General features: G+C 41.8%; 25 protein-coding genes. 11 read left to right on the top strand and 14 right to left on the bottom strand.

The features are described 5' to 3' along the window. The first annotated feature begins 20 nt into the window (after window positions 1–20). A complete protein-coding gene (locus tag FTU29_RS11935; protein ID WP_180122059.1) occupies window positions 21–983 on the top strand; it encodes an asparaginase domain-containing protein in 963 nt (320 codons plus the stop codon). A 16-nt stretch (window positions 984–999) separates the two neighbouring features. Further along, a complete protein-coding gene (truA, locus tag FTU29_RS11930; RefSeq protein ID WP_180122008.1) occupies window positions 1000–1797 on the top strand; it encodes a tRNA pseudouridine(38-40) synthase TruA in 798 nt (265 codons plus the stop codon). A gap of 129 nt (window positions 1798–1926) precedes the next feature. On the opposite strand, the gene FTU29_RS11925 is transcribed toward truA, so the two are convergent. After that, window positions 1927–2934, bottom strand: a complete 1008-nt coding sequence (locus FTU29_RS11925) for an AraC family transcriptional regulator (RefSeq protein ID WP_180122006.1) — start codon at window positions 2932–2934, stop codon at window positions 1927–1929. 231 nt (window positions 2935–3165) lie between these two features. Between FTU29_RS11925 and infA the strand changes: the two genes are divergently transcribed. From infA to FTU29_RS11910, 3 genes are all read left to right on the top strand, one after another. After that, window positions 3166–3387, top strand: coding sequence for a translation initiation factor IF-1 (gene infA, locus FTU29_RS11920; RefSeq protein ID WP_001284370.1), 222 nt, complete (start codon window positions 3166–3168; stop codon window positions 3385–3387). Window positions 3388–3535: 148 nt separating this feature from the next. Further along, window positions 3536–3910: a hypothetical protein gene (locus FTU29_RS11915; RefSeq protein WP_078189718.1), complete on the top strand. Its 375-nt coding sequence runs from the start codon at window positions 3536–3538 to the stop codon at window positions 3908–3910. 114 nt (window positions 3911–4024) lie between these two features. Continuing rightward, window positions 4025–4471: a hypothetical protein gene (locus FTU29_RS11910; protein WP_306423177.1), complete on the top strand. Its 447-nt coding sequence runs from the start codon at window positions 4025–4027 to the stop codon at window positions 4469–4471. Window positions 4472–4545: 74 nt separating this feature from the next. Here the strand turns inward: FTU29_RS11910 and leuB are convergent, their stop codons facing one another. The 4 genes from leuB to leuC all read right to left on the bottom strand — a co-directional run bounded on the left by leuB (window position 4546) and on the right by leuC (window position 8538). Next, entirely contained in the window at window positions 4546–5625 is a 1080-nt protein-coding gene (gene leuB / locus FTU29_RS11905) for a 3-isopropylmalate dehydrogenase (protein WP_078192754.1), read from the bottom strand. A gap of 41 nt (window positions 5626–5666) precedes the next feature. Next, window positions 5667–6230 carry a hypothetical protein gene (locus tag FTU29_RS11900; protein WP_111884086.1) on the bottom strand — a complete coding sequence of 188 codons (564 nt, stop codon included), beginning with the start codon at window positions 6228–6230 and terminating at the stop codon, window positions 5667–5669. A 109-nt stretch (window positions 6231–6339) separates the two neighbouring features. Further along, a complete protein-coding gene (gene leuD / locus FTU29_RS11895; RefSeq protein ID WP_180042065.1) occupies window positions 6340–6990 on the bottom strand; it encodes a 3-isopropylmalate dehydratase small subunit in 651 nt (216 codons plus the stop codon). A gap of 99 nt (window positions 6991–7089) precedes the next feature. Beyond that, on the bottom strand, window positions 7090–8538 hold the full coding sequence (gene leuC / locus FTU29_RS11890; protein ID WP_180122004.1) for a 3-isopropylmalate dehydratase large subunit: 1449 nt from the start codon (window positions 8536–8538) through the stop codon (window positions 7090–7092). Between the two features lie 356 nt (window positions 8539–8894). On the opposite strand from leuC, the gene FTU29_RS11885 reads away from it, so the two are divergent. After that, entirely contained in the window at window positions 8895–9131 is a 237-nt protein-coding gene (locus tag FTU29_RS11885; protein ID WP_111884090.1) for a DUF2061 domain-containing protein, read from the top strand. Between the two features lie 128 nt (window positions 9132–9259). Here FTU29_RS11885 and FTU29_RS11880 read toward each other — a convergent pair whose 3' ends face one another. Then, complete coding sequence (locus FTU29_RS11880; RefSeq protein ID WP_180024477.1) at window positions 9260–9469, bottom strand: hypothetical protein; 210 nt, start codon at window positions 9467–9469, stop codon at window positions 9260–9262. A gap of 469 nt (window positions 9470–9938) precedes the next feature. Between FTU29_RS11880 and FTU29_RS11875 the strand changes: the two genes are divergently transcribed. Further along, window positions 9939–10802, top strand: coding sequence for a LysR family transcriptional regulator (locus tag FTU29_RS11875; protein ID WP_078189725.1), 864 nt, complete (start codon window positions 9939–9941; stop codon window positions 10800–10802). A 619-nt stretch (window positions 10803–11421) separates the two neighbouring features. On the opposite strand, the gene FTU29_RS11870 is transcribed toward FTU29_RS11875, so the two are convergent. From FTU29_RS11870 to FTU29_RS11860, 3 genes are all read right to left on the bottom strand, one after another. Further along, complete coding sequence (locus FTU29_RS11870) at window positions 11422–11664, bottom strand: DUF2789 family protein (protein WP_078189726.1); 243 nt, start codon at window positions 11662–11664, stop codon at window positions 11422–11424. A 96-nt stretch (window positions 11665–11760) separates the two neighbouring features. Continuing rightward, the gene (locus FTU29_RS11865; RefSeq protein WP_180024478.1) at window positions 11761–12234 is read right to left on the bottom strand and encodes a DUF2628 domain-containing protein; all 474 of its coding nucleotides are present in this window, start codon (window positions 12232–12234) and stop codon (window positions 11761–11763) included. 90 nt (window positions 12235–12324) lie between these two features. Further along, window positions 12325–12981 (bottom strand): HAD family phosphatase, encoded by a 657-nt coding sequence (locus tag FTU29_RS11860; RefSeq protein WP_111884093.1) that lies wholly within the window; start codon window positions 12979–12981, stop codon window positions 12325–12327. Window positions 12982–13162: 181 nt separating this feature from the next. On the opposite strand from FTU29_RS11860, the gene FTU29_RS11855 reads away from it, so the two are divergent. After that, entirely contained in the window at window positions 13163–13642 is a 480-nt protein-coding gene (locus tag FTU29_RS11855) for an RNA pyrophosphohydrolase (protein ID WP_180024479.1), read from the top strand. 77 nt (window positions 13643–13719) lie between these two features. Beyond that, window positions 13720–16014 carry a phosphoenolpyruvate--protein phosphotransferase gene (ptsP, locus tag FTU29_RS11850; RefSeq protein ID WP_180024480.1) on the top strand — a complete coding sequence of 765 codons (2295 nt, stop codon included), beginning with the start codon at window positions 13720–13722 and terminating at the stop codon, window positions 16012–16014. 1 nt (window position 16015) lies between these two features. Here ptsP and FTU29_RS11845 read toward each other — a convergent pair whose 3' ends face one another. Beyond that, window positions 16016–16201, bottom strand: coding sequence for a hypothetical protein (locus tag FTU29_RS11845; RefSeq protein WP_180024481.1), 186 nt, complete (start codon window positions 16199–16201; stop codon window positions 16016–16018). 193 nt (window positions 16202–16394) lie between these two features. Then, window positions 16395–18056 (bottom strand): acyl-CoA dehydrogenase family protein, encoded by a 1662-nt coding sequence (locus FTU29_RS11840; protein WP_180122002.1) that lies wholly within the window; start codon window positions 18054–18056, stop codon window positions 16395–16397. Between the two features lie 91 nt (window positions 18057–18147). On the opposite strand from FTU29_RS11840, the gene FTU29_RS11835 reads away from it, so the two are divergent. Then, window positions 18148–18756, top strand: a complete 609-nt coding sequence (locus FTU29_RS11835; protein WP_180122000.1) for a TetR/AcrR family transcriptional regulator — start codon at window positions 18148–18150, stop codon at window positions 18754–18756. Between the two features lie 209 nt (window positions 18757–18965). Here the strand turns inward: FTU29_RS11835 and FTU29_RS17695 are convergent, their stop codons facing one another. The 3 genes from FTU29_RS17695 to FTU29_RS17685 all read right to left on the bottom strand — a co-directional run bounded on the left by FTU29_RS17695 (window position 18966) and on the right by FTU29_RS17685 (window position 19848). Next, complete coding sequence (locus FTU29_RS17695) at window positions 18966–19331, bottom strand: hypothetical protein (RefSeq protein WP_180121998.1); 366 nt, start codon at window positions 19329–19331, stop codon at window positions 18966–18968. A gap of 20 nt (window positions 19332–19351) precedes the next feature. Then, entirely contained in the window at window positions 19352–19576 is a 225-nt protein-coding gene (locus tag FTU29_RS17690; protein ID WP_180121995.1) for a hypothetical protein, read from the bottom strand. 89 nt (window positions 19577–19665) lie between these two features. After that, complete coding sequence (locus tag FTU29_RS17685; protein WP_180121993.1) at window positions 19666–19848, bottom strand: hypothetical protein; 183 nt, start codon at window positions 19846–19848, stop codon at window positions 19666–19668. An 825-nt stretch (window positions 19849–20673) separates the two neighbouring features. On the opposite strand from FTU29_RS17685, the gene FTU29_RS11815 reads away from it, so the two are divergent. Continuing rightward, window positions 20674–22194, top strand: a complete 1521-nt coding sequence (locus FTU29_RS11815; RefSeq protein WP_111884100.1) for a catalase — start codon at window positions 20674–20676, stop codon at window positions 22192–22194. Window positions 22195–22197: the final 3 nt, after the last annotated feature.

Below are 22197 nucleotides of genomic sequence, written 5' to 3'. Positions count from 1 at the left end.
TCAAGGCTGCTTTTTTTATGATGAAAAAAATTGCTCTTATTTATATGGGTGGTACCTTCGGTTGTATCGGTGAACCATTAAGCCCCATGCCAGCGAATGCGTTTTTACCTAAATTACAGCATGTGCTGCCACTGCACCTAAACATTGAATGTTTTGTTGCACCTGTCATTCGTGACAGTAGTGCTTGTACTGCACCCGACTGGCTAGCACTGATCCAACAAATTCAAAGTTTACAATTACAACAATTTCAGCATTTCGTAATTATTCATGGCACAGACACGCTTAGCTATGCCAGCGCAGTACTTGCACACTTTATGGCACATTCTGCTCATATCGTGCTTACAGGCAGCCAATATCCGCTGTTTAATGTGGCTGGTGACAACACCCGTGAATTTACCGATGCCATCGACAATTTAAATTTTGCATTGGAATCGGTACACCAATCCAGTGTTGGGGTTTATTTGGCCTTTCATCATCAATTAATGCATGCTCAATCCGCACTAAAAGTACATACAACCGATCTGAAAGCCTTTGATGGGCTGCCAGCCACACAGCCACTTTCAATGCTGACATCGCCTTATATTGTTCAAGTCAATGATTTAGACAAAGCGGCTCATTTCAATTGCCTGAATTGGATGTGGCAACCGATAACAACTGATCTACACAGTCAAAATTTAGCCGCCCTGCTTACACACACGCCAGATGTTTTAATTCTGCAAGGTTTTGGCACAGGGAATATTGCCGTTGATGCTGAATTACTCAATGTATTGAAAGCCATACAACAAAAAAATTGCAAAATTATCTTAAGTACACAGGTTGTTCATGGCGGTATAGATCAACGCTATGCTGTGAGTGACTGGGTCAAAGACAGTGGAATATTACTGAGCAATTGTTTGGGTCATGCAGATCTTTATGCCAAATGCTTGAAAATGTATTTACAATACGGCAGTGCCGCAGACTGGACTGCGCATTGGAACGATTAAGTCATTTGAGGTAACTATGCAACGTTTTGCGATTGGGATTGAGTTTTGTGGCATGCAATACAAGGGCTGGCAAACTCAGCAACCGGGCGTACCAAGCGTGCAAGAAACCATTGAAACCGTCCTCAGTATAGTGGCCAATGAGCCAATCATGTTGCACGGCGCTGGCCGAACAGATGCGGGCGTCCATGCAACCAATATGGTGGCACATTTCGATACTCAGGCGATTCGTCCCATTCGTGGATGGTTAATGGGCAGCAATAGCCAATTACCCCGTGATATTTCCATCCAATGGATTAAGGAAATGGATCAGGACTTCCATGCCCGCTTTAAAGCGCAAGCACGTCGTTATCGCTATGTGGTCTATAACAATCCACAGCGACCAGCTTTACTGCACAAGCAAGTGACCCATGTTTATGCAAAATTAGATGTGCTAAAAATGCAACGTGCCGCGGCCAAATTTGAAGGCACTCATAATTTCGAAAGCTTCCGTGCCGCAGCCTGTCAGTCCAATCAGCCTGTTCGTCATGTCAGCCATTGCCGTCTGATCCAACACGGATGTTACTTGGTCCTAGATATTCAGGCCGATGGTTTTTTACATCACATGGTGCGTAACATCATGGGCTGTTTGTTGGAAATTGGGCAAGGTATGTATGACGTTGACCATATTGACGATATTTTTGCTGCTGAAGATCGTAAAGCAGCAGGTGTCACCGCACCACCCGATGGACTATATTTTATCCATGCAGACTATCCAGCTCAGTTTGAACTTCCTCAAGTTCCGTTAGGACCACATTGGCTAAATATGCCTGAATAAACAATCCCTCCCAACCTCACTTTCACAGAGAGGGTGTTTCATTTCCGCCATTGCCAGATTCTAAAGATGAAAATCCCTCTTTGAAAAAGGGGGATTCTGTTTAGGGAAGGATTTTATCGAAGATCAACCTTAACGCTGCTTCCGCTTACGATATTCCACGGGCGTTTCATTGGTCCAGCGTTTAAATGCGCGATAGAACGTACTTGGTTCAGAAAAACCCGTTAAGTACACAATGCGCTCCACACTTTCATTGGTATTGGCCAATAATTTTTTAGCCAAACGACAGCGATAGTCTGACAAAATTTGCTGAAAACTGGTATTGGCTTCTGACAACTGAGTCCGTAAACGACGCGGAGTAATGTTGAGCTGCGCAGCAACCGTTTCGAGTGTGGTTTCACCGCTTTCAAGCGTTGAACCAATAGCACGGCGAACTTCACCGACCAAATCATAACGCGCCAACTCCTGAAGCTTTTCAATCGCCAACTGCTCATGCAATTGTAATAACTCAGGTTCTGCCTGCCACAATTGATACTCTAAAATAGCCGGATCAAAATACAATCGGGTTTCTTTCTGCCCTAAGCTCACAGGGCATTCATAAACACGGAAATACTCATCATCTGGCGCGCCCTGACTAAAGTTAAAGTCGATATAAATCGGCTGAAAACGCCCTTCAGTAATAAACTTAAAGAAACGCAAAACACCGGACATCGCGCATTCAGAAAAATGACGATTCACGATATTTTCTGCCCAAGGCTGATGACCATTGGTCAAATAGCAGCGGTCATCTTCAATCACCAATTGCGCATGAAAGGCATCGCTAATTAGGCGTTGATAGGCCAAAGCCCGCTTTAAACCTTCACCGAAATTCTCAGATGAAATAAATAAGTGTTCAATCACCTGCCCTCGATATAAAGGCAAATGCTCTCCCAGATGCAAACCAATATCAGGATCCTTACTGACTTCTTCTGCAGCCACCCAGAATGCAAATTGTGCATTCAATGGGGTACGGTCATTGGTTTCAACCTGATTTAATGCCACACCCGCTTTTGTTAAAATTTCTTCTGTTGGCAATCCGGCACAACGAATCGCTTGATACCCTAAACGCAACACAACAGATGCATCAGTTAGCTGACCCACTCCAGAACCTTCCTTGTATGTACTTCATTTATACCTAAAAAGATTGATTTTAGATTAACTGCGATTGACCAAACTGACAACAGTTACTGCACATTTTTTGTTGAAAATATTTAACTAAATTGTTCGCTTATTTTACTGACAGTCGATCAGTTCAAAGCCTTTTACGGCTTGTATTCTGAAAAAAAATTGACTATAATTTGCGCCTTGCTAATTTATTCATTCAGGTAGGCTATGGCCAATAAAGAGGAACTCATCGAGTTCGAAGGCGTTGTCACCGAGACGCTTCCTAATACTATGTTCCGTGTACGTTTAGAAAACGGTCATGAAGTGATTGCTCACATCTCTGGCAAAATGCGTAAACACTATATCCGTATTTTGACTGGCGACAGTGTTAAAGTAGAAATGACACCTTATGATTTGACTAAGGGTCGTATCACTTACCGTGCGCGCTAAGTTTTAGCGAAGCGAAAAAGCCACTTTACCAGTGGCTTTTTTTGTATTTATTTCAATACAATGATAAAAATTGACTGCAAATTTGCTTTACAGTTTAAAAACATAAAAATTCGATTATAAAATTCAAAATATAAGGACATAAAATCATATGAAACATCTAGGATTAGTCGGTGCTATCTTTTGTGTTGCTTGCGCCACGACAGGCCAAAAGCAACTCAATCAATCCCTACAACACTATATTGGACAGCCAGCTGATCAAGTTCGTAAAGAGCTCAACTTGAGTCAATTGGGCTATAAAGTGATGGGAGCACCCGTACAAAGCAACGAAAAACTTAGCTATACCATTTTACGCTCGATGCCAATCCCGATTGGTACACCAAATATCGGCACCAGTATAGCCATGGGCGCCCCTATCCCAACGCCGTCTAAAGGTGGTGTCACTGTCGATATGGAATGTAAAATCGAGTTCAAATTACGCAATCAAATAGTTGAATCCATTGACTATGTTGGCAGAGCTTGTTGATCCTGCATGAGAATCCTAGAGGCTAATCTTGCTCGGATGACCGTGTATCAAATGACTACAGTGTTATACAGACCGAACTGACTAAACTGAATTTATTTCGTGAGGAACTGACCCATGGAATTTATTTTAGAACATCAGGTTTACAAAGATCAGCGTTTTATTCGCCCAATATTGAGCATGGGATGCGTTCTAAGCATTGTATGGTTGGCTGGTTGTACCACGACATCAACGATATCCTCCGTTGAACGTGAACGCTATTTAGCCTCATTTATTGGTCAATCGAGCCAAACGATTCAAGCAGAACTTAATCTCAGCAAACTCGGCTATCAAAGAACCTCTCCCGTAGAGGTCAGTTCAGACTACCTTCGTTATCGTGTTACACGCCCGATCAGTATTCCTTTACCGATGGCGGAAAATCCTGCGATGCACATGGGCAGCGGCGCTGCTGTGCCGATTCCCAGTGGAAATACACGCTATGAGGTTGAGTTAAACTGCCTTATTCAATTTCGCTTAAAGCATAATATTGCAACTGATGTCCGATTAACTGGTCGCACCTGTTAGCGCATCAATTCTAGGATTGATAATTTCTAGGCACAAAAAAACGCAGCATAAACGCTGCGTTTTTTGATTCGCCATTAGTTCAATGCAGAAACTACAGCTTGACCCATTTCAACAGTACCGACTTGAGTACTGCCTTCTGACATGATGTCACCTGTACGTAAGCCTTGATCTAAGACATTACCTACAGCATCTTCAATCGCTTTTGCCGCCGCTTCTTCACGGAAGGTATAGCGCAGCATCATAGCAACAGACAGAATTGTAGCTAATGGGTTCGCAATGTTTTGACCTGCAATGTCTGGCGCTGAACCGTGGCAAGGTTCATACATGCCTTTACCATTTTCATCTAAAGAAGCCGATGGCAACATGCCGATAGAACCGGTTAACATCGCGGCTTCATCAGACAAGATATCGCCGAACAAGTTACCTGTCACGATCACATCAAACTGTTTTGGTGCACGAACCAATTGCATGGCAGCATTGTCAACATACATATGAGACAAGTTAATTTCAGGATACTGCTCTTCTTTTAACGCAGTTACAGTTTGTTTCCAAAGCTCAGTCACTTCTAGTACGTTGGCTTTATCCACTGAACATACCTTACCACCACGTAAGTTCGCCATTTCAAAAGCAACTTTGGCAATACGCTTGATTTCAGATTCAGCATATACGTCAGTATTGAAACCTTGTTTTTCGCCGTTTTCGAGTTCACGAATACCACGTGGTTGACCGAAATAGATCCCGCCAGTTAACTCACGTACGATCAAAATATCCAAACCTGCTACGATTTCAGGTTTTAAGCTCGACGCATCTGCAAGCTGCGGATAAAGAATTGCTGGACGTAAATTGGCAAATAAATTTAATTCTGAACGAATTTTTAATAGGCCACGTTCTGGACGAATTGAACGCTCAATGGTATCCCACTTAGGACCACCCACTGCACCCAATAAAATCGCATCAGCAGTCTTCGCTTGTGCTGCTGTTACTTCTGGATAAGGTGAACCGTGCGCGTCGATCGCTGCGCCACCTAAAAGACCTTGTTCCCAAGTCAAACCTAAGTTGAATTTCTCGTTTACACGTGTCAGCACTTGTTCAGCCGCTTTCACGATTTCAGGACCAATACCATCACCTGGTAAAATCAAAATATGTTTTGACATGAGTCTTTCCATTTATACGCTGGCTTGATTACCAGTCAGATTTAAAGTTTCTTTTCTACAAACTCACCAAGTCCTGTGAGGACATTGTACGGTCGGCAGAAACGTCGAATCGTTTTTGCACCTTGCTTTAAGTCTACACAGAGCGGATCAGGCGCAGATTTATCCAGTAAACTGCCTCTGTTTTTTGAACGCTCACGGTACATTTTAAAGGTGTACTCGTGTTTGGACCTAAAGTTGTGAATGACATGCAAGCGCTCTGCTTTTTCCTGAGAAATTGGATAATAGCGAATCACGATTTCATGCTGACCTGTAGGTACAGACAAATACAAAGGATTAGGCTCAGACAATGAACGACCATTCAACCGTACAATGCCTGCTTTAATCGCAGCACGTTGCACACGTTGATTATTTGGATCAACCACTTGTATTTGATCAAAACGCTCAAATTCACAGTGCGCTGTACCTGCACAGTAAATCAAAGCATTATTGTTTGTACTTTCAGTTTCTTTCACATTTTTAATGCGTGCCGTGTCAAAGCTTTGACAGGCAGAGAGCGTTGCGAACAGCGCTCCCGTTACAACCAGCTGACCGAAGAACTTTTTCATTTTTCGAACCCAACCTGATAAATTCTGGCTAACGTATAAATTTTGTTTCGCCTGATATTAACAAGACTTAAGCCGACTGACTACTAAGAAGTTCTACAGTGACACTGACTTAAGCTTTAATTTCTGCAAATACCCAAGGGCGAGATGCTTTGGTTTTTTCTTCATAAGCACGGATCTCATCGGCTGCTTGTAAAGTTAAACCGATATCATCCAAGCCATTCAATAGGCAGTGTTTACGGAATGGATCGACTTCAAATGTAAATGCTTCACCACTCGGTGTACGCACTTCTTGCGCAGCCAAATCAATGGTTAATTGATAGCCTTCAGATGCAGCACATTCTTTAAACAACTGATCGACGATCTCTTCAGACAAGATCACTGGCAACATGCCATTTTTAAAGCTGTTATTAAAGAAAATGTCCGCATAGCTTGGTGCAATGACAGTACGGAAACCATATTCTTCTAATGCCCAAGGCGCATGCTCACGGCTCGAACCACAACCAAAGTTTGCACGAGAGATCAAAATCGACGCACCTTGATAACGTGGTTTGTTCAATTCGAAATCTGGGTTAATTGGACGTTTTGAAATGTCCTGACCTAAATAGCCTTCATCCAAATAGCGCAACTCATCAAATAAGTTGGCACCAAAGCCAGTACGCTTAATAGATTTCAAAAACTGTTTTGGAATAATTAAATCTGTATCCACATTGGCACGGTCTAATGGTGCAACGATACCTTGTTCAACGGTATATTTTTTCATGTTAATTTCTCACTGAATCCGTGACCTCTCCCTAACCCTCTCCTAAAAGGAGAGGGAACTCCTTCTCCCTTAGGGAGAAGGTTGGGATGAGGGCTTAAACTAGAATGTACGCACATCCACAAAGTGACCTGCAATTGCCGCAGCTGCTGCCATTGCTGGACTTACCAAATGCGTGCGACCACCATTACCTTGACGACCTTCAAAGTTACGGTTAGAAGTCGAAGCACAATGCTCACCCGGTTGCAATTTGTCGGCATTCATTGCCAAACACATTGAGCAACCCGGCTCACGCCATTCAAAGCCTGCTTCAATTAAGATTTTATCTAAGCCTTCTGCTTCTGCTTGTGCTTTGACTAAACCTGAACCCGGTACCACCATGGCTTGCTTAATCGATGCCGCCACTTTTTTACCTTTGACCACTTCAGCCGCTGCACGAATATCTTCGATGCGTGAGTTGGTACATGAACCAATAAATACACGGTCTAATTGAATATCAGCCAATGCCTGACCCGCTTCTAAGCCCATGTAGTTGTATGCACGTGTCCAGTCATTACGCTGTACGTCATCTTTAGCTTGTTCTAAAGTTGGCACTGCTTGAGATACAGGAATCACCATCTCAGGAGAAGTCCCCCAAGACACTTGTGGCTCAATCTCTTCACCTTGCAACACTACAACAGTATCAAAATGCGCGCCTTCATCAGACACTAAAGTCTTCCAATATTTTACTGCAGCATCCCACTGTTCGCCCTTCGGTGCATATGGACGGTCTTTTACATAGGCAATGGTTTTGTCATCGACAGCCACCATACCCACGCGCGCGCCACCTTCGATCGCCATGTTACACACCGTCATACGACCTTCGATCGACATATCACGGAATACTTGACCACCAAACTCAATTGCGTGACCTGTACCACCTGCCGTACCGATTTTACCGATAATTGCTAAAACCACGTCTTTAGGAGTTACGCCTTGACCCAAGTGACCGTCAACACGCACCAACATGTTCTTCATTTTCTTTTGAACTAAGCATTGAGTCGCCAACACATGTTCAACTTCAGATGTGCCGATACCATGAGCCAAGCAACCAAATGCACCATGCGTTGCAGTATGTGAGTCACCACACACCACGGTCATACCCGGCAACGTTAAACCTTGTTCAGGCCCAACTACATGTGCAATACCTTGACGCACATCATTGATGTCAAACTGGGCAACATTAAAAGTTTTACAGTTGTCATCTAAAGTTTGCACTTGGATACGTGAGGTATCATCTTCAATACCCGCAATACCTTCAGCACGCTCCTTAGTAGAAGTAGGTACGTTATGGTCTGGCGTTGCCACGTTTGCGCTTAAACGCCATGGTTTACGACCTGCAAGTTGTAGACCTTCAAAAGCTTGTGGAGAAGTCACTTCATGCAATAAATGACGATCGATATACAATAATGAAGAGCCATCATCTCGTTGTTTTACTAGATGGTCATCCCACAATTTGTCATACAAGGTTTTTTTTGTTTGGGTTTCCGCTTTTTGGGTTTCGCCTGCCATGTCGATTTGCTCCACTGGACTGGGTAAATTCTTTCGTTAAATCGATTATAACCACGTATTCACATAAATCTAATTTATCATTTTTATTAGTTTAAAAACTTATTGGAATGATATTTAACTGCTGATTTCCGCTGCATTTTAAAGACCATTAATGCGTTTAAAACACGCTCACTTCAATACTTTCAGCAGATGAAACTTTAGAATTTTCTCCGACTTTTTGATCGCTTTCTGCCATTTTTAAACAGTGATTTAGAAATTCAATGATCATAAATTGAATTTTCTCTTTTACATTGCAAATAAGAATCATTATTATTAACTCATTGCCAAGATTTATCAATTTAACAAGGAGCATTCTCATGGCACACATTAACAAGTTCGTCGAAAATAATCAGCGCATGTTCAAAAAAACCTTGAGCTATTACATCATGCATATCACGGTTGCGATGTTGGTTGGTTATTACGTGACAGGCAGTATTGCAATGGCCATTACATTAAGTTTACTTGAACCAACTGTTCAAGCGGTTGCCTTTTTCTTCCATGAAAAAGTCTGGGAAAAGAAAGATAAAGCTGTAGAGGAAAATATCCCCGCTTAATCCAATCCTGCTCCTTGTAAAAAACCACCATAACGGTGGTTTTTTTAATGACCTTAAAACGTTCTTTTACTCTATCCACTTTAACTTTCTATTCATTTCATCCTATAGATTCAATTGTAGACAGAACATCAAAGCTTGGTTTTTTGCTGTAAGGCCAGCTGATCATGCGCCTCAACCAATTGTTCTATCGCAAGAATCAGTTTGTTTTTTGCCGCATTACACTCCGCTGCTGCACGGTTTTCGTCGTCTTCATCATCTGCGATTTCATATATCGCACAGCGCTTTTCGACTGTCCCTTCAAAAATATCCAATAAATTTTTAATGTGTTTAATATCCATCGCCTTCTCCCTGTGAGGTACAACATTGCTAATCGATGCAGCCATGACTGTACCTGTTGCTATAATTATTCACTGAAAAGTATGTTCCCCAAGCCATCAAAACTTGAGTTCATTTTTTTGTTTTAGTTCAATACTGAATTAAAAAGAAACGTCATCGCTCCTCTTTAATTCAAACGGTTGAATTACTTTCCAGCCCTGTATTTTTTATATTATGCATAACTCTGGTTTCGGTTTAAAAAATAACTTTGTAACAGCGCATTTGAGCTGAAAATGTCACAGCCCAATCTTAAATCATGCAGTGACCAAGTACTCAAATAACACTATTGAACCCTGAAAATCCCCTCAGATTTAAAGCGTCATCTGGCTTGAACGCCTAGTTTTAAATCAAAAGATACAACTTTTCCTTTGATTTATTCTTAAAATATTATAACAATGAGACTACGCATAAAAATTCTTTATAGGAATGAAGATGAATCTCGCAGCCTTTGAAGCCTTTGTAAAAGTCATGGAAACTGGTTCGATCTCTTTGGCAGCAGATCAGCTCTTCATTACGCAACCTGCTGTGACCAAGCGTATTCACAGTTTAGAAGAATACTTCGGTGTCAAACTTTTTGAATCCGCGGGTCGTGGTGTTCAAGCGACGCATGCGGCAAACTCTCTCTTGCCAAAAGTAAAAAGCTGGCTGAATGAATTGGGTGATATTCACCATACGCTCAGCCATGAGCAAGGTCAGGTTCAAGGTAAACTGAAAATTGGTACCAGCCATCATATCGGCTTACACCATTTACCGGCGCATTTGCGTCAATATGTACAACAGTTTCCAGAAGTGACCTTAGATGTACACTTTGTTGATTCTGAACAAGCCCATGAGCAAGTTTTAGCTGGCGACTTAGAGTTGGCTTTTTTGACTTTACCGCCACAAGGTGACAGCCGTTTAAAATACATCACGACATGGAATGATCCATTGGTATTCGTGGTTGCGCCTTTCCATCCTTTGGCGCAAGTTGAACATTTAACCTTAGAAGATTTGATCCAATACCCAAGTCTTTTACCTGCGGCGCAAACCTATACCAGTCAAATTACTTTGGCTGAGTTTGAAAAGTATGGCCTGAAGCCCAAAGTCACCATGAGCAATAACTCACTTGAGTCGATTCGCATGTTGGTTTCAATTGGTCTCGGTTGGTCAGTCCTTCCTAAAACATTATTGAACCAAGATTTAAAACAACTGAATTTACCTTCAAACATGAATCGTCAATTGGGCATGGTATGGCACCCAGGCCGTACTCAGTCACTTGCTGCACAAAAGCTGGTTGAATTGATGAAACACATCTAATTCATTTTTTTGCCTACAAAATTCAATTATTAATCAAGCCACCGCTATGGTGGCTTTTTATATTCATCTGTTTAAGCATCTAGAAAAAGCGAATGATTTGATTAGCCAAGTGTTGAACAGTCCTTGTTGAATAGTCATCATATACAATGCAGTGACCTTCAAATCTGCCATCAATATTTGTAGCTTGGCTCAAGGTCAGCAATAGATGCTCTTACTTATTGTGAAAGTTCAACCTCTTTTCACTGATGTTATACAGTAACATCAGAAGTGCAATTTGATTCAAATATAAGAACGATACGCGGCAAGGTCATCCGCAAGTGTTTGAGATAGGACTACTTCTCATCAAAAATGTTTTTGCGATACTTTGAATAATTAGACGGTAGTAAACGAGTTTTGCGGATGACAATGGTTTTGGGTACTTTTGCCGAAACAAAAGTACCTCCAGCCGAAGGCCAATCAATTTATTCAATTCCTAGATGTAAGACTTCGTTGAATAGACTTAAAAATCATTTTAAAAACACGAAATAACTTTTACGTACGTAATATCAGTTTTTCAGTAAAAATGGGATCGCCTATTTCAGCCGATCCCATTAAAAAAACCAAGGAAGACCCGTCAGTTTTACTTCGTCAACGAATCTTCATGTAATGATTCATTCAATTGATCGACAATAATCGCCCATTCACCATCTGACTTAATTTTTTCGGCCAAGAACTGACGCTGAGCATCTGTCCAATAGTCTGCTTCGGTAATTTTAGTTTGGGCACTGAGTTGATGCGTCACGATAAATAAAGCAATCGCGTCTTCACTCGAATCTAAACCCAGTTGTTCAAATAGATGAGTCATGCGTGGACGTACACTCATTGTCATTCTCCGTGTTAAAACTTATTGTTTATGGATACAAAATTATTCTGTTTTAAGGATATAACACGGAACGGACACGCACTCAATTACAGAATTCTACAGCGGTGAAAATTGAATAAAAGGCAAACTGAGCATAATCATCACGACAGATTGAATAAATACCAACAACAAAGGCAGTCCCCAGTTTACTCCGCCTTCTTCAGCAAACACCTGCTCACTATATTTCGGCTGCTGCATATAGGCTTTGGTCTTTTGCACAGCAAAATCGCTATAAAGCCGCTTTCCGATCCCAGCGAGTATGACGTTAGGAATCAATGACAGCCCCATCAAGACTTGTTCAGGCACACCGATGATGAGCGCCAACATGCTAATCAAAAAACCAACCGCAAAGAATAAGAAGAAATAGCGATACATCTTCCGATAGAGTAACCAATAGGGCCCAAAAATTAGCCCAGCCCAACTCAGGCTACTGTGCTGCCCACCTTGTTGTTCCATGAACTTTAAATAAGAATGAGCACGTGGCCCTATAAAGATTTGAATTAAATGTTTAAAAGAAGTTTCTGTCTGCATATGGAGCGATAGTTCAAATAAGTGAGCCGAAGTTTAATCAAAATGAGACCGAATAAAAAAGCATCTAATGATGCTTTTTTATGTTTATCTTTAGGCTTGAATTGACCAGTCTTGTATGTCCCAACCTTGTTCTTTTGCTAGGACTTCTAAACGGTCATCAGGGTTGATTGCAAAGGCATGATCGGCATATTCCAACAGGAAACGGTCATTAATCGAATCTGAATAGGCCCAAGACTCAGTCACATCACGACCTTCTAGCCATTGATTCAAACGGACTAATTTGCCCTTTTGATAGCACGGAGTATTGATCACTTTACCCGTATATTTACCATCCACAACTTCGGCATTGGTCGCAATAATTTCAGTAATACCAAATTCACGAAAAATCGGTGCAGTAATAAAATCAGACGTTGCGGTGATCCCGACCAATTGATGCCCTGCATCTTGATGGCGCTGAATGGCAGCAAAGCCCTCTGGACGCATTTGCGCACGAATAACTTTTTTCATAAACAACTGATGTAACTCAGTTAAGTAGGCATTATCATGTTGGGTTAAAAACTCAAATACAAATTCGTTATAGGCAATCGGGTCAAGCTGGCCTTTTTTATAATCATCATAAAATTTGTCATTCATGGCACGATGACGAATTGGATCAACCAAGCCTTCATTGACCAAAAACTCCCCCCAAGAATGGTCTGAGTCGGTATTTAATAAGGTGTGATCAAGGTCAAACAGTGCCAATTTCATGAAAATACTCGTAAAAGCTGAAATTTAAGAAAAAAATTGTAAATCTATCTCCGCTAGTCGATAGAAATTCGTTAAGATCATAACAATTTTAACATTTTTACACTTTGCTTTTTCGAGATGGACACAGAAATAAACGTCCCCGTGAGCAAAGTCATAAATTACACAATATTTAGGTAGCCAAATGATCGATTCAGAAGGTTTCCGACCCAACGTCGGGATCATTTTGGCAAACGACATTGGACAAGTTTTATGGGCAAAGCGCATTGGTCACAATGCCTGGCAATTTCCACAAGGAGGTATCCAACATGGAGAAACCCCCGAACAGGCACTTTACCGTGAGCTGAGAGAAGAAGTTGGCTTACTGCCCGAACACGTCCAGGTGATAGCACAAACCCAAGGGTGGTTGCGCTATCGTTTGCCACATCGGTATATACGTACGGATTCAGACCCCGTTTGTATTGGTCAAAAGCAAAAGTGGTTTTTATTGAAACTGACAGCTTCAGCACAGCATATTCAGCTGGATTTGTCAGATCCACCTGAGTTTGATCAATGGCAATGGGTCAGCTACTGGTACCCATTGGGACAAGTGGTGAATTTTAAACGCGATGTATATCGTAAAGCCATGGTGGAACTTTGCAGTCAGCTTCCACAAAAGCCGTAAAAATTTGCTGAATGGATGCAGATTTTTAGGATGAGTGTTGTTATAAATAAAGCAGAATAAATTTTGGAGCAGACACGATGTCGAACATGCAGCTGGATACATTAAGACGCATAGTCCAAGAGATTAATGCGTCAGCCAGTTTGCATGAATCTTTAGACATAATGGTCAATCAAGTGGCAGAAGCCATGCATGTGGATGTCTGCTCAATCTACTTGCTTGATGAACGAAACCATCGTTATTTACTGATGGCTTCTAAGGGTTTAAACCCTGAAGCCGTTGGGCATGTCTCTTTGCATACCAGTGAAGGTTTGGTCGGCTTAGTTGGACAACGTGAAGAAATCGTCAACTTAGACAATGCTCCCAAACACGAACGCTTTATGTATCTGCCAGAAACCGGGGAAGAAATTTACAATTCCTTCCTCGGTGTTCCGGTAATGTATCGCCGTAAAGTTATGGGTGTCTTGGTGGTTCAAAACAAAGAACCTCAAGACTTTAGCGAAGCTGCCGAATCCTTCCTCGTGACCCTATGCGCTCAACTTTCAGGGGTGATTGCCCATGCACATGCCGTCGGCAATATCGAAGTCTTTCGTAAGCCGAATAATCTGCCAGCGTACAAAACCTTCCAAGGCATTTCAGGTTCAGGCGGTATTGCCCTAGGTCGGGCAGTTATCCTATATCCACCTGCTGACTTGGCGTCAGTCCCTGATCGTGAAGCCGATGACATTAGTGAGGAACTCGAATTACTCGACAATGCCATAGACGCAGTTCGCCAAGAAATTCAGTCGCTTGATGAAAAAATGCAAGATGCCCTCATGGCTGAAGAACGGGCATTATTTAGCGTGTTCTTACGGATGCTCGATGCCAATGCCCTCCCCGCGGAAATCAAAAGTGAAATTCGCGACGGTAACTGGGCACAAGGTGCTGTTCGCATTGTCATTGATAAACACATTGCGCTCTTTGCACAAATGGAAGATGACTATCTCCGTGAACGTGTTTCAGATTTAAAAGATCTAGGGCGTCGTATCTTGGCCTTTTTGCAAGAAGCAGATGCTAGTCACCGTGAAATCACCGATGAAAGTATTTTAATTGGTGAGGAAATTTCTACAGCTGCTTTGGTTGAACTCCCAGTCGATAAAATCGCAGCGATTGTGACCACTGAAGGTGCCATGAACTCACACATGGTGATTGTAGCGCGTGCTCTCGGCATTCCTACTGTAGTCGGCGTGACTGAACTGCCGATTAACACCCTCGATGATGTTGAAATGATCGTCGATGCACATCAAGGTCGTGTATTCATCAATCCCCCTCGTCGTTTACGCACACGTTATAAAGAAATTCAAAAAGAAGAAGAGCAAATTGCCAAAGACCTAAAACAATACGAAACCAAAGATGCCATCACCCCAGATGGTGTTGCAGTTCGATTGTTTGTAAATACCGGCTTGATGATCGATGTGGTTCGCGGTGTACAACGTGGTGCCAAAGGTGTCGGCCTATATCGTTCTGAAATTCCATTTATGCTGCGTGATCGCTTCCCAGGTGAAGAAGAACAACGGGCGATTTACCGTCAACAGCTCAGTCATTTTGCCAATAAACCAGTGGTGATGCGTACCCTCGATATTGGTGCAGATAAAGACCTGCCTTATTTCTCGATTGAAGAAGAAAACTCTGCACTGGGTTGGCGTGGGATTCGCTTTACCCTTGATCATCCTGAGATTTTTTCAGCCCAAATTCGTGCAATGCTCAAAGCCAGTATTGGCCTGAACAACTTGCATATTTTGCTGCCGATGGTGACCAGTGTCAGCGAAGTCGAAGAAGCGTTGTATTTGCTCGATCGTGACTGGCAAGCGGTGCAAGAAGAAGAACAGGTGAAAATTACTAAACCCAAAATCGGCATCATGGTCGAAGTGCCGAGTGTGCTATTACAGATCGATGAATTTGCTGAATTGGTTGACTTCTTCTCAGTGGGATCAAACGATTTAACCCAATATTTACTTGCGGTTGACCGTAATAACCCACGTGTTGCCAATGTCTATTCACACTCACACCCAGCCGTCCTTCGTGCGCTGACTCGTTTGGTGCAAGAATGTCATAAATACGACAAGCCGATTAGTATTTGTGGGGAAATGGCTGGTGATCCACTCACCGCTATTTTATTGATGGCAATGGGCTTTAATACCCTATCGATGAGTTCGAGTAATATCCTGAAAGTTCGTAAAGCCATCTGCCATGTGCCGATGCCAGATGCAAAAGAGCTCTTGGATCGTGCCTTAAGCATGAATAATCCACTGATGGTGAAAAGCTTAATGGAGTATTACTTTAAGACTCATGGTCTAGGTGATATGGTGAAATCAGCGACACGAATAGTCAGTTAAATTATAAAAATACAGACCAATAAAAAGGGAGATAATCATTCGAATATCCCCCTTTTTTGTGCTTTGCATAGCCACGTTTTGCATTTTTCTTTCGATCTACAAAAGTTTGGCTTTTGTTAAAATCATTCATGTGTTTTGCCACGAAGTTGCGAACTTCAACTTCTGGCAGGACTTTTTTCTTTGCCATTTGCATTCACCTTTTGCCTATACAGCACCTTCGTGCTGTAGTGCATATATTGGTCTATTTTTAGATTTTTTCAAGCACTTTCCTATGGCTTTTTGATACAGCGTCGTTAGTCCCATGTCCATAAAAAATTGTTTTCCCACATTATTCCCGTCTCCAAAACCCTCTCCCATTAAGAGAGGGAAATACATTGTATTTAACTTGCGAAAGCCCGTTCCAACAAACGCTCTACATCGACCATTTTGGCATCCAACATCCCCACCACTTGCCCGTGTTTAGCGCTATAACGGCTTTGAATAAAACCATTTGCTACATAATCAGGCGCATAGCGTTTCAATAACACCGCTTGTGCAAGTACCGTTAAACGACTGACCAAACTGCGCCCCATAAATTGTAAATCTTCAGGCGATTGATGGAACAACCTGAACAAGTCCTGCAATTCTGTTTGCAAGCTTTCATCTGTACTTACTGTACTGGCCAAATCTTTAAACAGCACCTCAATAGATTCAGGATCACGCCCAATCGCGCGCAGCACATCTAGGCACATAACATTACCTGAACCTTCCCAAATGGTATTCACAGGTGCTTCTTTAAAAATGCGCGCCATGACGCCGTTATCAACATAGCCATTGCCGCCAAAAACTTCCATCATCTCACCAGTTAGTTCGACTGCACGTTTACAAATCCAAAACTTAGCTGCTGGGGTCATGATGCGTTTCCATGCCACAGACAAAGTATCATCCGATTCATAGCACTGCGCCAAATGGAAACTGAGCTGCGTCGCTGCTTCACTTTCCAAAGCTAAATCTGCCAAGACTGCTCGCATTAGGGGTTGATCAATCAGATGTTTACCAAAAGCCTGACGCTGACGGGTATAGGCAATGCATTGCACCAAAGCTTGACGCAGCATGGCGCTCGAACCGACCGAACAGGTCAGACGGGTATAATTCGCCATTTCAATAATGGTTGGAATGCCACGCCCTGCCTCACCAATCATAATGCCCCACGCATTTTTGAATTCGACTTCCGAGCTTGAATTACTGCGGTTACCGACTTTTTCTTTTAGGCGTTGCACCTGAATATTATTCTTCGTGCCATCTTCCAACCAACGCGGCACAAAGAAACAAGCCAAGCCATCTTGTTCGGTTTTTGCCACCACCAAATGCGCATCACACATCGGTGCAGAGAAAAACCATTTATGCCCCGTGAGTAAATAAGCTTTGCCTCGTCCTGTTTCTGCCACAGGCACAGCTATAGTTTCATTAGCACGTACATCCGAACCTCCCTGCTTTTCGGTCATGCCCATACCGAGCCAAATCGACTTTTTCTGCGCAATCGGTACATCGCGTTCATCATATTCAGTCGATAGTAGTTTCTCGCCAATTTTGGCCCACAGTTCAGGTTCGCGCTGAATGAGTGGAATACTGCCGAGTGTCATTGAATTTGGACATAAATTGCCGCACTCGACCTGACCTGCTAAATAAAAACGTGCTGCCCACTCCACCCATTTTGTCTTGGAATTTGGCTGATTAAATGGATGTGCATGGGTATCAAACTGGCGGTTGAGTCCCATCCATTTATGCCATGAAGGATGAAACTCGATAAAGTCAGTACGGCGACCTCGCGCATCGAAGGCATGTAAAATTGGGGTATTTTTGTTGGCTAAAGCCCCATGCTGAAAGTATTCACTCGAACCTGCCACTTTGCCCATTTCGCATAAAGTCGGCTGATCATGGCTGCTGCAGCGTTTTAAGATTTCATGTAAAACCGTATCGCTTGAAAATAGATTATAGTTTTCTAGTTCATCAAATTGGTTACTGATTTGATGCGTCATCCATGGCTGTTCTAATGTATTCATCGTCTATATTTTCCACTTGTTCTTGTTGGCTTTTCATTTCAGTATAGAGAAAATTTAAAGCATAGACGTTCGGTTTTCAGCGCTTAACAATATGAAGAATTCAGCCATTCAGATACGGCGTAAGCCGCGTCAATCACGTGCAAAGCTCACCCAAGAAGCCTTACAGGAAAGTTTTGTTCGGCTTTTGCATGAGCGCCCTGCCGACAAAATTACCATTCGTGAAATTACCGACCTTGCAGGCGTTGGCTTAGGGACATTTTATGAATATTTTTCTAAGAAGGAAGATTTGATTGCGCTAACCATTCATTTGCATGTGAAGCACAATGCCGAACAGATGAAAACTTATGCACAATCGCTGATGAAGTTATCCACAGATTTGGATTTTCAAGAGTATTTAAAGCAAATCATCCACTTCCAAATTGAGCAAATTCAAGCGCAGCAGTTTTTATGGTCACAGGTGTTTTTATTGGAACGGCGGATTTCAGATATTGAAAGTTACCGTAAAAGTTATGTCATGATGGTGCAAATGTGGCAACACATGCTTAAGCCTTTTATAAATAACGAGGAAAAGCTCAAGCCAATGGCTTTAAATATACAAAGAGTGTGTTATGGCTTTGTGTCGCAAAGCTTGTTGATCGTACCCAACTTTACTGAATGGGATGAATTAAAGCGAGATATAATTCATATGTTGCGCGATTAGACTTCACGGACAAGTCTAATGACGTTTCAAATGCATTGGTGAATAAAATAAAGTCATGTTATTTACAAAAAAACCGGCTCTTAAACCAGTTATTTTAAATATTTAGGAATTCATTTTTACGGTAGAAGAAAATCACTCATCACTTGGTTCATCCTTCAATAAAAGTGCTTTCGAAGTTAAGCTTTTATTGCTAACTTACTTATCTCATTTTACGCCTTTGCAATGCTAGCCAGTTGTAAGCTCTTTAAAAATTCAGCCTTATATTTTGGACTATGGCCTAATGCACCCCGATGATAGCCATTTGGGATCGCCTGATAAACTACTGGCAATTTTTGTTTGCACACTTGCTGGTAATAACTTTGTGTACCGCGATGATCGAGCAAATGGTCTGCTGTACCCTGAACAAACATCAATGGTACGGTTGGCTTCATATATTCAATCGACTGTCGTTTTAAGTAGCTTAATAAAGGCTTTAAGTCTGCATCTTTTTTAAAGATTGGCTGAGGTGCTTGTTCTAACTCAGTTTGTAGTTCTGACAAACAGCGTTTACGGGCCTGATTTAGTAAAGACTGCATATCTGGACTAACCTGTTGATCTACATTGATGGATCTGCTGCGGCTGCTCCCAACAACACGATTGGGAAAAATGCCGCTACATTGGTATCTGGATTTGGATTGGTTTCTACGTATTCAGCAATACATTCATATTGATAACCATCTGGTGCCAAGGGTATTGCAGCTTTAAAATTTAATTCAAGCGCATCTTTTTGTCCCTGAGCTGCAACCGCAATAGCAGCTGCACCACCTTGACTATGCCCCATCACCATCCAGTCTTTATTAAATTGCCTCGGCTTCCAAGAATGCAGTGCATGTACAGAATGCACCAAATTATAAACTTAACTGACTACATTCATATGAGGGTGCAGTTTTGGCTTACCCAGTCCTTATAATCTGTTGCAACCACTACATAGCCATGCCTCAAACAACTGTCGAATGCACCATCTATGACTTGTTGCAAACTTAGCACACGCACACCTGTATAATCACTTGAAGGAGCACTTGTATCAGCCACACAGTCGTGCCATGTGCTCATGCCAATACGGTCCAGTCTTGTTTAAGTGCTTATCCTTTTGGGCGTAAAATATATCCCGAGGTCAAAATGGGTTCGCCATTAACCCCCTCAACTACGATATGCGATCACGTAAGGTTGCCTAGTATGTTGATATGATGTAGGAATCGACTCAAGCTGGAGTGACAACACCTGACCTGACAACAATAAAGATAGCTGTACCAACTGGCATCACCCCATAAAAATTTATTTACAATTTTCTAAAACAACTTAGACCACTTGCCAATATTTCTTCAGCTATATTTTTAGCTTATTTTAAGTATTAAATAATGTCTTTAATGTTGAAAAACTCTCCAATATTAATAGCTCAAAAATGTCTTTCATTAACTAGAATCAGCTAAGAAAACCTATATTAAGGCCAAAATCCATAATATAAATATGGATTTAATTAGTTCGTCCTCTTCAACCTATCATAGCAACATATTTGAGTTTAATTCATGGATAAAATATTAAAACAAAATATATAAATAAATAATATAAATTCAATAACTTAATCAATCGAATTAACCATTTATTCAAAACTATTTTTCCATTTGTCAAAAGCCACAGAAAGCTTTAGAGTCAATAAGTATATAAAGATTTTTAAGCTTTTAACGGCTACAGTTTTATGACTTCTCTTCGATTGATTGCTGCTTGAAAAATTTTAGAATGAGAGAAAAACTGTTGTCACATTGTCACTTTAAAATGAATTAACAAAACGGTTAATGTCATGTGCTGTTGAGCGTGTTATCAATTGATAAGGTTATAACTCCCAACTTTAATACATGATTATAATAATGGAGATACTCAATGAGCGACGACGTTAAAAAATGTCCTGTCACCCACCTAACAACTGATGCTGGTGCTCCTGTTGTAGACAACCAGAACAGTATGACGGCAGGTGCACGTGGTCCTTTACTTGCCCAAGACCTATGGCTTAATGAAAAACTCGGTAATTTCGTTCGTGAAGTAATTCCAGAGCGTCGTATGCATGCCAAAGGTTCTGGTGCTTTCGGTACGTTTACCGTGACTAACGATATTACCCAATATACCCGCGCTAAAATTTTCTCAGAAGTTGGTAAAAAAACTGAACTTTTTGCTCGTTTCTCTACCGTAGCGGGTGAGCGTGGTGCTGCAGATGCAGAACGCGATATTCGTGGTTTTGCCCTGAAATTCTATACTGAAGAAGGTAATTGGGATTTAGTTGGTAATAACACACCTGTCTTCTTCCTACGTGATGCTCGTAAATTCCCTGACTTAAATAAAGCAGTGAAACGCGATCCTAAAACCAATAAGCGTAGTGCAACTAATAACTGGGATTTTTGGACTTTACTACCTGAAGCTCTACACCAAGTTACGATTGTGATGTCTGACCGCGGTATTCCAGATGGTTACCGTCATATGCATGGTTTTGGTAGCCATACTTTCAGTTTTATTAATGCCAATAATGAACGCTTCTGGGTTAAATTCCACATGCGCACTCAACAAGGCATTAAAAACTTAACCGATGCTGAAGCTGAAGCGATTATTGCCAAAGACCGTGAAAGCTCACAAACCGATCTGTTCAATGCAATTGAACGCGGCGATTTTCCAAAATGGAAAATGTACGTTCAAATCATGCCTGAACTTGATGCAGAAAAAGTACCTTATCACCCATTTGATTTAACCAAAGTATGGCCTAAAGGCGACTATCCGTTGATTGAAGTGGGTGAATTCGAACTCAACCGTAATCCTGAAAACTATTTCCAAGATGTTGAACAAGCCGCTTTTGCACCAAGTAACTTGGTGCCGGGCATTAGCTTCTCACCTGACCGTATGCTGCAAGCGCGTTTATTCAACTATGCTGATGCTGCACGTTATCGCGTGGGTGTAAACCATTACCAAATTCCTGTAAATGCACCACGTTGCCCTGTTCATTCCAACCGTCGTGATGGTCAAGGCCGTATGGATGGTAACTATGGTGCAACACCGCATTATGAACCAAACAGCTTCAGCCAATGGCAAGAGCAACCACAATACAAAGAACCACCATTGAAAATTACTGGTGATGCTGACTTGTGGGATTATCGTGAAGATGACAGCGACTATTTCAGTCAACCACGTGCATTATTCAACTTAATGAATGATGAACAAAAACAAGCATTGTTTAATAACACTGCTGGCGCAATGGGCGATGCACTCGACTTCATCAAATATCGTCATATCCGTAACTGTTACGCATGTGATCCAGCTTATGGTGAAGGTGTTGCAAAAGCATTAGGCTTAACTGTAGCGGATGCGCAAGCTGCTCGTGCAACTGATCCAGCTCAAGGTAATCCAGGCTTGCTTTAAGTT

This window comes from Acinetobacter sp. YH12086 (genome assembly GCF_013419345.1).
GTDB classification, from domain to species: Bacteria; Pseudomonadota; Gammaproteobacteria; order Pseudomonadales; family Moraxellaceae; genus Acinetobacter; species Acinetobacter amyesii.
Note: the sequence above shows the minus strand (reverse complement) of the source record. Positions and strands in the feature narration are given on the sequence as shown.

What these genes read in the sequence shown, in the direction of transcription:
- leuD (WP_180042065.1), bottom strand. Translation starts at nt 6,990, where the DNA reads ATGAAAAAATATACCGTTGAACAAGGTATCGTTGCACCATTAGACCGT.
- leuB (WP_078192754.1), bottom strand. Translation starts at nt 5,625, where the DNA reads ATGTCAAAACATATTTTGATTTTACCAGGTGATGGTATTGGTCCTGAA.
- FTU29_RS11915 (WP_078189718.1), top strand. Translation starts at nt 3,536, where the DNA reads ATGAAACATCTAGGATTAGTCGGTGCTATCTTTTGTGTTGCTTGCGCC.
- FTU29_RS17685 (WP_180121993.1), bottom strand. Translation starts at nt 19,848, where the DNA reads ATGAGCACATGGCACGACTGTGTGGCTGATACAAGTGCTCCTTCAAGT.
- ptsP (WP_180024480.1), top strand. Translation starts at nt 13,720, where the DNA reads ATGTCGAACATGCAGCTGGATACATTAAGACGCATAGTCCAAGAGATT.
- infA (WP_001284370.1), top strand. Translation starts at nt 3,166, where the DNA reads ATGGCCAATAAAGAGGAACTCATCGAGTTCGAAGGCGTTGTCACCGAG.
- FTU29_RS11900 (WP_111884086.1), bottom strand. Translation starts at nt 6,230, where the DNA reads ATGAAAAAGTTCTTCGGTCAGCTGGTTGTAACGGGAGCGCTGTTCGCA.
- FTU29_RS11865 (WP_180024478.1), bottom strand. Translation starts at nt 12,234, where the DNA reads ATGCAGACAGAAACTTCTTTTAAACATTTAATTCAAATCTTTATAGGG.
- FTU29_RS11860 (WP_111884093.1), bottom strand. Translation starts at nt 12,981, where the DNA reads ATGAAATTGGCACTGTTTGACCTTGATCACACCTTATTAAATACCGAC.
- FTU29_RS11885 (WP_111884090.1), top strand. Translation starts at nt 8,895, where the DNA reads ATGGCACACATTAACAAGTTCGTCGAAAATAATCAGCGCATGTTCAAA.
- FTU29_RS11835 (WP_180122000.1), top strand. Translation starts at nt 18,148, where the DNA reads ATGAAGAATTCAGCCATTCAGATACGGCGTAAGCCGCGTCAATCACGT.
- FTU29_RS11840 (WP_180122002.1), bottom strand. Translation starts at nt 18,056, where the DNA reads ATGAATACATTAGAACAGCCATGGATGACGCATCAAATCAGTAACCAA.
- FTU29_RS11845 (WP_180024481.1), bottom strand. Translation starts at nt 16,201, where the DNA reads ATGGCAAAGAAAAAAGTCCTGCCAGAAGTTGAAGTTCGCAACTTCGTG.
- FTU29_RS11815 (WP_111884100.1), top strand. Translation starts at nt 20,674, where the DNA reads ATGAGCGACGACGTTAAAAAATGTCCTGTCACCCACCTAACAACTGAT.
- FTU29_RS11935 (WP_180122059.1), top strand. Translation starts at nt 21, where the DNA reads ATGAAAAAAATTGCTCTTATTTATATGGGTGGTACCTTCGGTTGTATC.
- truA (WP_180122008.1), top strand. Translation starts at nt 1,000, where the DNA reads ATGCAACGTTTTGCGATTGGGATTGAGTTTTGTGGCATGCAATACAAG.
- FTU29_RS11880 (WP_180024477.1), bottom strand. Translation starts at nt 9,469, where the DNA reads ATGGATATTAAACACATTAAAAATTTATTGGATATTTTTGAAGGGACA.
- FTU29_RS17695 (WP_180121998.1), bottom strand. Translation starts at nt 19,331, where the DNA reads ATGCAGTCTTTACTAAATCAGGCCCGTAAACGCTGTTTGTCAGAACTA.
- FTU29_RS17690 (WP_180121995.1), bottom strand. Translation starts at nt 19,576, where the DNA reads ATGGGGCATAGTCAAGGTGGTGCAGCTGCTATTGCGGTTGCAGCTCAG.
- FTU29_RS11875 (WP_078189725.1), top strand. Translation starts at nt 9,939, where the DNA reads ATGAATCTCGCAGCCTTTGAAGCCTTTGTAAAAGTCATGGAAACTGGT.
- FTU29_RS11855 (WP_180024479.1), top strand. Translation starts at nt 13,163, where the DNA reads ATGATCGATTCAGAAGGTTTCCGACCCAACGTCGGGATCATTTTGGCA.
- leuC (WP_180122004.1), bottom strand. Translation starts at nt 8,538, where the DNA reads ATGGCAGGCGAAACCCAAAAAGCGGAAACCCAAACAAAAAAAACCTTG.
- FTU29_RS11910 (WP_306423177.1), top strand. Translation starts at nt 4,025, where the DNA reads ATGGAATTTATTTTAGAACATCAGGTTTACAAAGATCAGCGTTTTATT.
- FTU29_RS11870 (WP_078189726.1), bottom strand. Translation starts at nt 11,664, where the DNA reads ATGAGTGTACGTCCACGCATGACTCATCTATTTGAACAACTGGGTTTA.